The sequence below is a fragment of the Ruegeria sp. CJ3 genome (assembly GCF_056536725.1).
Genome location: NZ_JBQFQE010000003.1, coordinates 331,362 through 343,269 on the forward strand (window position 1 = coordinate 331,362; position 11,908 = coordinate 343,269).

13 protein-coding genes are annotated in these 11,908 nt (G+C 59.3%); 8 read left to right on the forward strand and 5 right to left on the reverse strand.

The window, feature by feature from the left end:
• The first annotated feature begins 91 nt into the window (after positions 1-91).
• Positions 92-1,027: a hypothetical protein gene (locus ACR0J1_RS07395; RefSeq protein ID WP_480731850.1), complete on the forward strand. Its 936-nt coding sequence runs from the start codon at positions 92-94 to the stop codon at positions 1,025-1,027.
• Positions 1,028-1,153: 126 nt separating this feature from the next.
• On the forward strand, positions 1,154-2,089 hold the full coding sequence (locus tag ACR0J1_RS07400) for a DMT family transporter (protein WP_480731852.1): 936 nt from the start codon (positions 1,154-1,156) through the stop codon (positions 2,087-2,089).
• Positions 2,090-2,144: 55 nt separating this feature from the next.
• Here the strand turns inward: ACR0J1_RS07400 and ACR0J1_RS07405 are convergent, their stop codons facing one another.
• A complete protein-coding gene (locus tag ACR0J1_RS07405; RefSeq protein WP_480731854.1) occupies positions 2,145-3,257 on the reverse strand; it encodes an S-(hydroxymethyl)glutathione dehydrogenase/class III alcohol dehydrogenase in 1,113 nt (370 codons plus the stop codon).
• 130 nt (positions 3,258-3,387) lie between these two features.
• On the opposite strand from ACR0J1_RS07405, the gene ACR0J1_RS07410 reads away from it, so the two are divergent.
• On the forward strand, positions 3,388-3,675 hold the full coding sequence (locus ACR0J1_RS07410; protein ID WP_480731856.1) for an I78 family peptidase inhibitor: 288 nt from the start codon (positions 3,388-3,390) through the stop codon (positions 3,673-3,675).
• 2 nt (positions 3,676-3,677) lie between these two features.
• On the opposite strand, the gene ACR0J1_RS07415 is transcribed toward ACR0J1_RS07410, so the two are convergent.
• Complete coding sequence (locus ACR0J1_RS07415; RefSeq protein ID WP_480731858.1) at positions 3,678-4,403, reverse strand: SDR family NAD(P)-dependent oxidoreductase; 726 nt, start codon at positions 4,401-4,403, stop codon at positions 3,678-3,680.
• Between the two features lie 193 nt (positions 4,404-4,596).
• On the opposite strand from ACR0J1_RS07415, the gene ACR0J1_RS07420 reads away from it, so the two are divergent.
• The 5 genes from ACR0J1_RS07420 to ACR0J1_RS07440 are packed head-to-tail and all read left to right on the forward strand — an operon-like array spanning position 4,597 to position 8,794.
• Positions 4,597-5,925: an NAD(P)/FAD-dependent oxidoreductase gene (locus tag ACR0J1_RS07420; protein ID WP_480731860.1), complete on the forward strand. Its 1,329-nt coding sequence runs from the start codon at positions 4,597-4,599 to the stop codon at positions 5,923-5,925.
• Complete coding sequence (locus tag ACR0J1_RS07425) at positions 5,882-6,418, forward strand: hypothetical protein (RefSeq protein ID WP_480731862.1); 537 nt, start codon at positions 5,882-5,884, stop codon at positions 6,416-6,418. Before ACR0J1_RS07420 ends, ACR0J1_RS07425 begins: the two co-directional genes overlap by 44 nt.
• Positions 6,418-7,641, forward strand: coding sequence for an MFS transporter (locus ACR0J1_RS07430; protein WP_480731864.1), 1,224 nt, complete (start codon positions 6,418-6,420; stop codon positions 7,639-7,641). The genes ACR0J1_RS07425 and ACR0J1_RS07430 overlap by 1 nt, the downstream gene beginning before the upstream one ends.
• On the forward strand, positions 7,638-8,255 hold the full coding sequence (locus ACR0J1_RS07435; protein WP_480731866.1) for a DUF3833 domain-containing protein: 618 nt from the start codon (positions 7,638-7,640) through the stop codon (positions 8,253-8,255). The genes ACR0J1_RS07430 and ACR0J1_RS07435 overlap by 4 nt, the downstream gene beginning before the upstream one ends.
• Entirely contained in the window at positions 8,252-8,794 is a 543-nt protein-coding gene (locus ACR0J1_RS07440) for a DUF3833 domain-containing protein (protein ID WP_480731868.1), read from the forward strand. Before ACR0J1_RS07435 ends, ACR0J1_RS07440 begins: the two co-directional genes overlap by 4 nt.
• A gap of 36 nt (positions 8,795-8,830) precedes the next feature.
• Here the strand turns inward: ACR0J1_RS07440 and ACR0J1_RS07445 are convergent, their stop codons facing one another.
• From ACR0J1_RS07445 to ACR0J1_RS07455, 3 genes are all read right to left on the reverse strand, one after another.
• Positions 8,831-9,619: an ATP-binding cassette domain-containing protein gene (locus tag ACR0J1_RS07445; protein WP_480731870.1), complete on the reverse strand. Its 789-nt coding sequence runs from the start codon at positions 9,617-9,619 to the stop codon at positions 8,831-8,833.
• A 1-nt stretch (position 9,620) separates the two neighbouring features.
• Positions 9,621-10,745 carry an ABC transporter permease gene (locus tag ACR0J1_RS07450; protein WP_480731872.1) on the reverse strand — a complete coding sequence of 375 codons (1,125 nt, stop codon included), beginning with the start codon at positions 10,743-10,745 and terminating at the stop codon, positions 9,621-9,623.
• An 86-nt stretch (positions 10,746-10,831) separates the two neighbouring features.
• Positions 10,832-11,782, reverse strand: coding sequence for a sugar ABC transporter substrate-binding protein (locus ACR0J1_RS07455; protein WP_480731874.1), 951 nt, complete (start codon positions 11,780-11,782; stop codon positions 10,832-10,834).
• Positions 11,783-11,908 lie beyond the last annotated feature (126 nt).

The window sequence follows — 11,908 nt, forward strand, 5'->3', positions numbered from 1 at the left end:
ACCCGTTTCCTGCGCAAAGCGCCGGTTCAAATGGCTGTACGCGCTCAGCGCCCTAGTATAGCACTGGGGCTTAGAAACGCAGCGGACGCCCATGATTCAGAATATCTGGCTACATATCGGCACGGCCAAAAGCGGCACCACGGCGCTGCAGCATTTCTGCGCCGATAACCGCGCACAGCTTGAAGCGGCGGGCCTTGGCTATGTCACGATCGATGGCCACAGCTCGGTGAACAAGCTGGCGATCGCGATCAACAAGGGGCGCGAAGCACAGCTGGCGCAGTTTCAGGATCAGATCAGCCGGCACATCAGAAACAGTCGGGCGCGAACGGTGCTGATTTCATCCGAGATGCTGTTCGGGATGGCCCCTGAAAACATCCTGAAGGCGTTGCCGGTGCTGCAGGATTATCCCCTGAACCTGCTGGTCTATCTGCGCCGTCAGGACCGCTATATCGAGAGCAAATATCTGCAAAAGCTCAAAAATGGCCGGTTCCGCGGTACAATCTGGGACTATATCGACAAATTCGACGGATCGGGGTCGGATTATTATGCCGAGCTGCGTCCGTGGTTCAATCTGGACTGCGACGTGCACCCCCGTATCTGCGAACGCAGCGCACTGATCGGCGGGTCGACCGTCACCGATGCGATGGCGGTGATGGGGTTTGATGAACTGGCGCAGGCGGTGCCCGAAACCCGGGTCGAAAACGTCTCGCCCTCGCTGGGGCGCATCCAACTGTTGCAGGCGCTGAGCGATGCGGGCCATCCGAAGACCCGGCGCATCCAACGCGCGTTGCCGCCGGACCCGAACGGCAAGGCCCGGTTTCTGACGCAGGCGCAGCGTCGAACTTATGTCGCCCAATACCAACGCAGCAACGAGGCGATACGCCAGTCGTTCTTTCCCGCGATGCCACAGCTTTTCGCCACCGACGATCTGGAGGGCCCGGACGCTGCGCCACCGGAAGGATATACGCCGGAACAGATCGCCGAGATCACAGAGCTGTTCAAGCTGGTCCTGCAAACTCAGACTTGATCGCGGACCCTGCCGGCGCTTTGGGGTTAGACCATCTGATATGTTAGCGGTAAAATTTCCTCTATCCGCGCCGGGAATTTGGGTCTAAGCAGGCCGCAAAACCCCAAACTTACCGAGGCCTCAGCCATGCGCACTCAGGACAGCACCCTTCGCGGGCTAGGTTTTGCATTTCTGGGATTCGCCGTCTTTGCCACCCATGATGTGCTGATCAAAGTTCTGGGTGGCACCTATTCGGTTCTGCAGATCATCTTTTTCGCGACGCTGTTTTCCTTCGTCCCGATGGCAGTCACGATTCTTGCCGACCGCACCACCGCCAATTTCCTGCCGCGTCATCCATGGCTGATCCTGTTACGCTCGGTCCTGATGATCACGGCCATGTCCTGTGCCTTCTTCGCCTTCTCTGCCCTGCCATTGGCCGAGGTCTATTCGCTGCTGTTCTCCTTCCCGCTGATCGTCACGGTTCTGTCGATCCCGATACTGGGCGAGGTTGTCCGCGCCCAGCGCTGGGCCGCGGTCGGCGTCGGCCTGATCGGTGTTCTGATTGTTCTGCGCCCCGGCGCGACCGAGATCACGCTGGGCCATGTCGCTGCCCTGACGGCAGCGTTCTGCAGCGCCTTCGCCTCGGTTCTGGTGCGTAAGATCGGGAATGAAGAACGCTCGGCCGTGCTGATCCTTTATCCCATGCTGCTGGCCATCGTGGTCATGAGTATCGCGCAACCCGCCGTCTACCAGCCGCCATCCCTGCTGCATCTGGCGATGATGGCGCTGGTCGGCGTATTGTCGGTCATCGCGCAACAGCTGATCATCCTCGCCTATCGCGCCGCACCTGCCGGGGTCGTTGCCCCCAGCCAGTACAGTCAGATCATCTGGGCCACGATCTTCGGTGTGATCTTCTTTAACGAGCATCCCGACATCTGGGTCGCGGTCGGGGCCAGCATCATCATCGCCTCGGGCGTCTTTGTGGTATGGCGCGAGAGCCGCGCCAACACGTCGGCCAACACGCCCGTTCTGCGGGTCCGCTCACCACGCGCAGACACCGGGGCATCGCGACCGGGGGGCTAATGAAAAACGGCGCAGGATAAACCGCGCCGTCTCAGAAAATAGCCTGATTAGGGTCTTAGTACACAACCACCGATCGGATGCTTTCGCCTTTATGCATCAGATCGAAGCCGTGGTTGATGTCGTCCAGACCCATGGTGTGGGTGATCATCGGATCGATCTCGATCTTCCCTTCCATGTACCAGTCGACAATCTTGGGCACATCGGTCCGGCCCCGCGCGCCGCCGAAGGCGGTACCGCGCCACGACCGGCCTGTGACCAGCTGGAATGGGCGGGTCGAGATTTCGGCACCGGCAGGTGCCACGCCGATGATGATCGATTCACCCCAACCCTTATGTGCCGATTCCAGAGCATCGCGCATCACGCCCACATTACCGGTGGCGTCGAACGTATAATCCGCACCGCCTTTCGTCAGATCGACCAGATAGGGGACCAGATCGCCCTCGACCTCTTTGGGATTCACGAAATCGGTCATGCCGAACTTGGTGGCCATCTCGACCTTGGCGGGGTTCAGGTCGACGCCAACGATCTGATCGGCCCCGGCCAGACGCAGGCCCTGAATGACGTTCAGACCGATGCCACCCAGACCAAACACGATCGCGCGGCTACCGATTTCGACCTTGGCGGTGTTGATGACGGCCCCGATACCGGTGGTCACACCACAGCCGATGTAGCAGATCTTGTCGAACGGCGCGTCCTCACGCACTTTGGCCAGCGCAATTTCCGGCAAAACCGTATGGTTCGAGAAGGTCGAGCATCCCATATAGTGCAGGATCGGATCACCATCCAAGGTCGAGAACCGGGACGTTCCGTCTGGCATCAACCCCTGCCCCTGAGTCGAGCGGATCGCCTGACACAGGTTGGTTTTGGGATGCAGACAGTATTCACACTCACGACATTCCGGAGTGTAAAGCGGGATCACGTGATCGCCCGGTTTCAGGCTTGTCACACCGGGGCCGACCTCAACCACCACGCCCGCGCCTTCATGGCCCAGAATGGCGGGGAACAGACCCTCGGGGTCGGCACCCGACAGGGTGAATTCATCGGTGTGGCAGATGCCGGTGGCCTTGATCTCGACCAGAACCTCACCCGCCTTGGGGCCTTCGAGGTTCACCTCCATCACTTCCAAAGGTTTGCCCGCCTGAACGGCGACGGCGGCACGGGTACGCATTCGGCTTGTCTCCCTGTCTTATTTGCCCCGACCCTGCGTCAAATACAGGGTGTTTTCAACTGCACTTTCGTGACAGGTTGGCTAAATCTTTGATATTTCAGAAACGACATTGCCGGAAAAAGGAACGCCAATGCACCGATTTATTCCGATCCTGTGTCTGCTGGCCGCCTGCGCCGAGACGGCTGCAGTTGATGACACCTTGCCCACGCCCGAGACCTCGCCGGTTGATCTGGCCTTTTGCAAGGGTGAGCCCTTTGCCGATGCCATTGGCCAGCCCGTCTCGGACATTCAGGCACAACTGCCTGAACGCTCGCGCATCCTGGGCCCCGACGCCATCGCTACACAGGATTATCGTATTGACCGGCTGAATGTGTATGTGAACGGTGCGGGCGTGATCCAGAGGCTCACGTGCGGCTGACGTCACTTGCCGCGATAGATCAGAATGTCCGGCAAATAATCGATCAGCCGTATCGCCCATGAAAACGGGGCCGGGAAATCGGTGCGAAAGCGGCGGCGGGACATGGCGCGCAGAACGCGGTCGGCGGCATCCTCGGGCGTCATCAGCATCGGCATCTTAAAACTGTTCTTTTCAGTCAGACGGGTCTTGATAAAGCCCGGATTGACGATGCGCACTGTCACGCCGGTACCTGCCAGATCATGCCGCATGGTTTCAGCCAGTGAAATCAGCGCCGCCTTGCTGGCACCGTAAGAGATCGCGTTGGGCAGACCGTGATACCCGGCCAGCGACCCGATCAGGGTGACATCGCCTCGGCCTTCGCGCACAAACCCAGGCACCGTTTCGCCCAGCACACGAAGCGCGCCAGAGTAATTGACATCGCTGATTGCCAAAGCAGCCTCGGTATTCCAGTCGGCGGTTCGGATCGGGTCGTAAGCGCCTGCGTTGTAGACCAGCCCGTCGATCTCGCCGGTTTCGGCCACGGCACGGCGGACAGCCTCAAGGTCGGTCACATCGAACGGCACAGCCCGGGCGTTGGGCAGGGTCTGACATATCTCGGCCAGCCGCTCGGCATTGCGCGCTGAAAGAACCAGATTCGCACCCTTCTGGCTGAGCGCCTCGGCCAAAGCATGGCCTAGCCCTTCGCTGGCACCAATGATCCAATAGGTTTTTCCGCTGAAGCTGCTCATGGTTGGGCCATTTCGGTCATGTTGGGGACAATACGGCCCGGTGAAACAGTTGGATCACACCGCAATTCGTGAACCCCGCGGCATGTAACCAGACTTCACAACATAGTGCGTCCGCGAAAAACTTCTACGCCGATTGATCCAGCCCCTCATATCCTGCGTATCCCATTGTAAAATGCCGAATAACGAGGATGGAATGTTCGACGAAACCCGGGGCGTACGCAAGAAAATCGCAGTAGTTGGCGCAGGCATTTCAGGTCTCTCCGCAGCTTATTATCTCTCTGAGAACCACGACATTACGGTGTTCGAGGCCGAACCCCGTCTGGGCGGCCACGCTCGCACGGTCATGGCAGGGCGCAACGGCGATCAGCCAGTCGATACCGGCTTTATCGTGTTCAACTATGCCACCTACCCCTATCTGACGCGCCTCTTCGATGAGCTGAACGTCCCGGTCAGCAAAAGCGAAATGAGCTTTGGCGCAACCATAGACAATGGCCGCATCGAATACGGGCTGAACAACCTGCGCACCTTGACGGCGCAGAAACGCAACCTTGCACGGCCCGCCTACTACAAGATGATCGCCGACATTCTACGCTTTGGCAAAGAGGCCCCGGCCGCGGCCCAAGACGATGACACCACGATCGGAGAGCTTGTGGATCAGCTGCGCCTTGGTCACTGGTTCCGGCACAATTATCTGATGCCCATGTGCGGCGCGATCTGGTCAACCCCGGTCGAGTTTGTCGATCAGTTCCCGGCCCGCTCGCTGGTGCAGTTCTTCCGCAACCACGCGCTGCTGGCCTCGGGCCGCGCCAATCAGCACCAGTGGTACACGGTCAAAGGTGGCAGCATCGAATATGTGCGCCGGATCGAGACTGCATTACGCACGCGGGGGGCTGACATCCGTCTGGCCTCGCCCGTTCAGCGGATCGAACGTCATGATCTGGGTGTCACGGTGCATGCGGGCGGCGAAGCCGATCTGTTTGATGAGATCATTCTGGCCACCCACTCCGATCAGTCCCTCGCCATTCTCGGCGACGCGGCGACCGAAGACGAGAAAGCCGCGCTTGGCGCGATTAAATATCAACCGAACACAGCGATCCTTCACTGTGATCCCCGGCAGATGCCAAGGCGGCGCGCCTGTTGGTCCAGTTGGACCTATCGCTCGCAAAAGGGCAATGTTGGGGTCACATATTGGATGAACCGGCTTCAGAACATTCCAGACAGCGATCCGCTGTTTGTGACGCTGAACGCCGCCTCAGAAATTCCCGCGGACAAAATCTATGATCAGGTCGAATTCGCCCATCCGGTGTTCGATAAAGCCGCCCTGCGTGCACAAGGGCAGATCCGCGAGATGCAGGGACAGAACCGAACCTGGTTTGCCGGGGCCTATAACAGGCACGGCTTTCACGAAGACGGGATTGCCAGCACGATGCATGTTGTCGAACGCATCACCGGCACCCCGCAGATTATCGGAGCTGACAATGGCATTTCTGACAAAGAACCCGCTGTCCCCGCGTCGGCATAACGTTGGCGCAGCACTTGTATCGCTGATGCTGCTGGTTCCCGGAGGGCTGGCGGCGTCACCTGTTTTTGGCGCCCTTAATGATGCCGAGCTGCGCGGAACGGCCACCTATCGCTATCTGGGCTTTCCGCTTTATGATGCCCAGCTTTTCACCCAGGGCGGCGCCCCCCTTAACTGGAGCGACGATTTCGGTCTCGAACTGCGCTATCGCCGCAACGTGACCAAAAAGGCGCTGATCAACTCGACCTTGGACGAGATGAAGCGCATCGGACGCGCAGCCCCCGTGCGCAAACAGCTTGAGGTCTGTTTCAACGCCGTCAGCAAAGGCGACCGCTATCTGGCGATCTCGCAAGGGCCAAACAAGGTCGGGTTCTGGCTGAACGGGCAGAAGCTCTGCACCATGTCTTACCCGGGCATCAAACGCAGCTTCATGTCGATCTTTCTGGGCGAAAACACCCGGTCAGCGGCCTTTACGCAGGCGTTGCGAGGGAATTGATGCTGTATCCGCGGGTCAGCCTCTATGCGTTGATGCTGGCAGCGGCCGGAATCCCGCTTTACATCCACCTGCCGCGGTTTGCGGCTGTGAACCTTGGCATAGGGTTGGGCATGATCGGCATTGTGCTGTTGGTGATCCGGCTGATCGATCTGGTTCAGGACCCGCTTATCGGCTGGGCGATTGACCGTTGGCCCGGGGCGCAGGTTTTGTTTGCCACAGCCGCCGCGCTGGGTTTGGCGATCGGGTTTCCGTTGCTCTTTGGCCTGCCCGATGGGGCCAGTATCGCCGCATTAGTGTCTGTTTTGATCTTGCTGTTCTCGGCCTACAGTCTTGGCACCATCCTGCTTTATGGCCGCAGCGCGACGCTGGCCAAACACGCCACGCCGAAAGAGCTGATGCGGCTGGCCGCCTTCCGTGAGGGCGGGCAACTGACCGGTGTTGTCATTGCCGCAGCCGCACCCGCATTGTTCGTGGCGCTGGGTGCCGGCGCGCAGGGATACCCGGCCTTCGGCCTTTTCCTTGGCATTTTGGCCGTAGTGACCTTGGTCGTGACCCTGCCGATGTGGAGGCGCAGTCCAGTCACCGGACAAGCGTTGTCGTTTTCAGGGCTGGGACAAGCCGGGGCATTGCGACTGCTCGTTCTGGCACTGGTGAACAGCCTGCCTGTGGCTATCACCTCGACCCTGTTTCTGTTCTTTGTCGAGGACCGGCTGCAATTGCCCGGAAAAGCCGGACCGCTTCTGATCCTGTTCTTCCTCAGCGCGGGGCTAAGCGTGCCGTTCTGGGCCAAGCTCAGCAACCGGATTGGCCCGAAACAGACTCTGATTATCGCGATGCCGCTGGCCATTCTGGGCTTTGTCGGGGCCGCGCTTCTGGCCCCGGGAAACCTGACCGGGTTCGCCCTCATCTGCCTCGCATCAGGTGCCGCTTTGGGCGCGGATATGGTGGTTCTACCCGCCATGTTCTCGGTCGTGCTGACCCGCGCGGGGCTGAACGCATCCGCCGCTTTCGGCATCTGGTCTTTCGCAGGCAAGCTGGGGCTTGCTTTGGCCGCCTTTTTCACTCTGCCGCTGCTGGAACGCAGCGGTTTCACACCGGGACAGACCAACTCGGCCGAGGCGTTGAACACGCTCACCCTCGCCTATGCCGTGCTGCCCTGCATTCTCAAACTCGGCGCGTTCGGGATGGTTCTAACGCTGCCGACGGAGGTCACCGCCAAATGAAACTTCTTCTGATCTGCCTGCTGGCCGTCTTTGCGCTGTTCGCCGCCAAGGGCCGCTTTCTCAGCTTTCGGTCACAATCTCCCACCGATTACACCGGGACGGGGCCCGCGTTTTCGCTGAAGGATAACCTGAATGGAGAGATCCTGTCCGAAGGGCTGATCTATGGCCCCAACGGCAAGATGTCGAACAGCTTCGTTGCGCGTATGGTCGGCGAATGGGACGGCAATACCGGGACGTTGTCCGAATACTTCACCTATTCCAACGGCAAACAGATGACCCGCAAATGGTATCTGACGCTGGGCACTGGCAATACCTTCACCGCGACGGCCGACGATATCGTGGGTGAGGGCAAAGGCGTAATCTCGGGCGCGACCGTGAAGCTAACCTATCGCATCATCCTGCCCGAGGATGCGGGCGGGCATACGCTGGATGTGACCGACTGGATGTACCTGACTGAAAACGGCGCGATAATGAACCGGTCTGAGATGCGCAAATTCGGAATCAAGGTGGCCGAGTTGGTCGCCACGATGCGCCCGGCCCCCGAGGTCAAACCGGCTCATCTGCATGGGGCAAATGGGCGTGATGCAGAGTCTGAACTGAGGGTTTTGCAATGATTTCGCGCCGCACTCTTGTTGCTGTCGTCGCCCTTGCGGGACTGGCGATGCTCACCGCCTGCTCGGCTAAACCGCGCGTACCCAAGACATTCCTTTCCGATCGTCAGTTGAACCTTGAGGAGTTCTTTGACGGTAAGACAGTGGCCTACGGCCAGTTTCAGGATGTGCTGGGCAACGTCCCGCGTCGCTTTACGGTCGAGATCGACGGGACGTGGGATGGAGAAACGCTGACGCTGGTTGAAGACTTCGTCTATGATGATGGCGCCACCGAGCAACGGATCTGGACTCTGACCAAGACCGGCGAAGACACCTGGACCGGCACCGCCCCCGGTGTGCTGGGCACCGCCAGCGGGATTGAGCGAGGCGATACGTTCAATTGGAAATACAAGATCGACCTGCCCACCAAAGACGGCACTATGCGTGTCGATTTCGATGACTGGATGTGGCTTTTGTCCGATGATCGTCTGCTGAACAGAGCCTATGTCTCGCGTTTTGGCGTGCGCTTGGGCGAGGTCATTCTGTTCTTTGAAAAGAAATAAGCACCCCGCCAAAGCAACCGGCGGGGTGTGATATGATCAGACGGTGCCGCCCAAACTGCCCTCAAGCTCGACCATCTCCTGACCACCGGCCATCAGGTCCTGCAGCTCTTCGGGCGTGATCTGGCCACGCTGCGCCGTACCCAGCGTCTGACCGCGGTTGAGAACCGTAAAGCGATCCCCTACAGCCAGCGCATGGCGGACGTTATGGGTGATGAAGACAACCGCAATGCCCTGCTTGCGCACCTTGTCTATGGTTGCCAACACGTTGGCAGTCTGACGTACACCAAGCGCCGAGGTCGGTTCGTCCAGGATCAGAACCTTGGCCCCGAAGTGAACCGCACGCGCGATGGCAACGGTCTGGCGTTCACCGCCCGACAGCGTGCCAACGGCCTGATCAGGTCCACGCAGGTTGATGCCCATCTTTTTCATCTCTTCCATCGTGACGTTATTTGCGTAGTCATGATCGAAGAAGTGGATCGGGCCAACTTTCTTCACCGGCTCGTTGCCCATGAAGAAATTGCGCGAGACAGACATCAGAGGGATCATCGCCAGATGCTGGTGCACCGTCGCAATCCCGGCCTCGATCGCATCGCGCGGATCGGTGAAGTGCATGGGTTTGCCTTCGAACAGGATTTCTCCGTGCGTAGGCTGATGCACGCCCGACATGGTCTTGATGAAAGTCGACTTGCCGGCACCGTTGTCACCAAGAAGGCAGTGACATTCGCCAGGGAACACGTCCACCGAGACCCCCGCCAGCGCGATCACGCTGCCGAAGTGTTTTTCGATGTTCTTCATCTGGATAATGGGTGCATGTTCGGGATTCATATCAACGCTCTCCCGTAATGATGCGGCGGATATAGGTGTTGAGGATCACAGCCCCTAGCAAAATCACGCCTAGAAAGACCCTAAACAACGAGCTTTCGACACCCGCAAAGAACAGCCCCTGCTGCACCACGCCAAAGATCAGTGCGCCCAGCGCCGCCCCCAGAACCGAGCCGTAGCCTCCGGTCAGAAGCGCGCCGCCGATGACCACGGCGATGATCGCCTCGAACTCTTTCAGCAGACCGCGGTCGGCACCGGCCGAACCGAACTCCATCACCTGGCAGACTGCGAAGACGGTGGCGCAGAAGGCAGTGAACATGAACATCAGGATTTTGACCCGGTTCACAGGCACACCCGAGTTGCGCGCTGCCTCGGCATCGCCGCCCGATGCGAAGATCCAGTTACCGAACCGTGTCTTGGTCAGCAGTACATGACCAAAAATGATCAACCCAATGGCCCAGACGATCAGCATGGGCACACCGTCCACAACCGGCTGGCCCTGACGCGTGCCGCGTTCAAACACCGCGATGATCCCAGCGTCGCCCAACCACTGGAACAGACCTTGCAGGATTTTACCGCCAAAGATCGGGGCCAGCCAATCACCTTCGGCTGCGTCTTTCACACCGCCAATGATGGTTTTGCGCTCGATCACCTGCGGCAGGAAGATGGTGAAGCCGCGCAGGATGAACAGGAAGGCCAGCGTCACGATAAAGCTGGGCAGCCCGGTCCGAACCACGATCCAGCCATTCAACGCCCCGATCGCTACAGCCATCGCGAAAGTGACAATAATTGCCATCCAAACAGGCCAGCTGAGTGTGACCGAGAAGATCGCGATCATCATCCCGGAAAAGCCGATCATCGAACCGACGGACAGGTCAAACTCACCCGCGATCATCAGAAGGCACGCGCCAACCGCGATGATCATGAACTGCGCCGAGACAACCGACCAGTTCATCATGCCCTGGGCGTTGAACATGCCGCTGTCGAAGGCGAACAGCAGGAAGAATGTGAATACGGCTACGGTGCCGACCATCCCACCAAGTTCGGGCCGGATCAGGGCCTTGCGCAGGGGCGAGATCTCTTTGATCCGTTCGTCGTTTAACGTCGTGTTTTGAGCAGACTCGCCCATGAGAGCGCTCCTCCGGTAAAAGCAGTGATTTGCGTCAGAAAACTGTCAGCGGGCGCCCCTTTGGCAGGGCGCCCGCGTTGCAAGAATTAGCGGTACTCGCCAGCAAATTCTTCGATCTTGGTCAGGCCATCAGCGGTCACGAAACCGGGGCCCGAGTTGATGTTGTTGCCGGGCAGAACGCCGTAACGGTGGTAGTTGGCCATTACAACAACCGGCAGATAGGCCTGCAGGAAGGGCTGCTGGTCAATACCCCACTGGATCACACCGGATTTGATGCCTTTGACGATCTCGCCACCCAGATCGAAGGTGCCGAAATAGATGTCACCGGCCATGCCGTTTTCTTCCAGCGCCAGAATGGTCGGGTCAGCCGAGGTCGGACCCAGCGTCAGAACCGCGTCTGTCTCCGGGTTGGCCGACAGATAGGCCAGCACGCGGTTCTTGATCTCAGCCGGGTCCTGACCGGCATCGATCATCTGATCGCCCAGTTCAATGCCCAGACCATCCGCAAAGCCCTGGCAGCGCTCCTGGCTGGAGGGCTGAACGATATAGTGGTTCACACACAGGAACGAGCCGATGCCGTCACCCTTGGCCCGCTGGCCTGCTGCGAAACCGGCGTCATATTCGGGCTGACCCACGTACATAAGCGCCCCAACCTCACGCGCCTGATCCGGAGTACCGGTGTTCATGATGATCACGTCCACACCCGCATCCACAGCCGATTTGATCGGGCCGCTCAGCACGTCATAATCCGCCAGCGTGGTGATGATCCCATTCGGACCAGAAGCTGCCGCCTGATCGATGATCCGCGCCATATCAGCAAGGTCACCAGTGGGCGGGTTGCGATATTCAACCTCAACACCCATGTGCTCGCCCGCCAGCGCGATGCCGTTCTTGATCGTGTTCCACCAGCTGTCGCTGTCCGGCGCATGGCTGACCAGAATGTACTTTTCACCTTCCGCCGCAGCGCTCGTGGCTGCGATCAGCGGCGTCGCAGCGACCACCGCCGCCAGCGCCAGCTTCTTCGTCAGTGAAGTCATGATGTCCTCCCAAAAACTCATGTTATCGCGGATTGAGGCGGTTCTTCGCACCTCTCCGAGTCGTGTTAGAGCACATCCTTCAGTATTTTGCAACCGGTTGCAAAAGATATCCGAAGTGTTTCATAC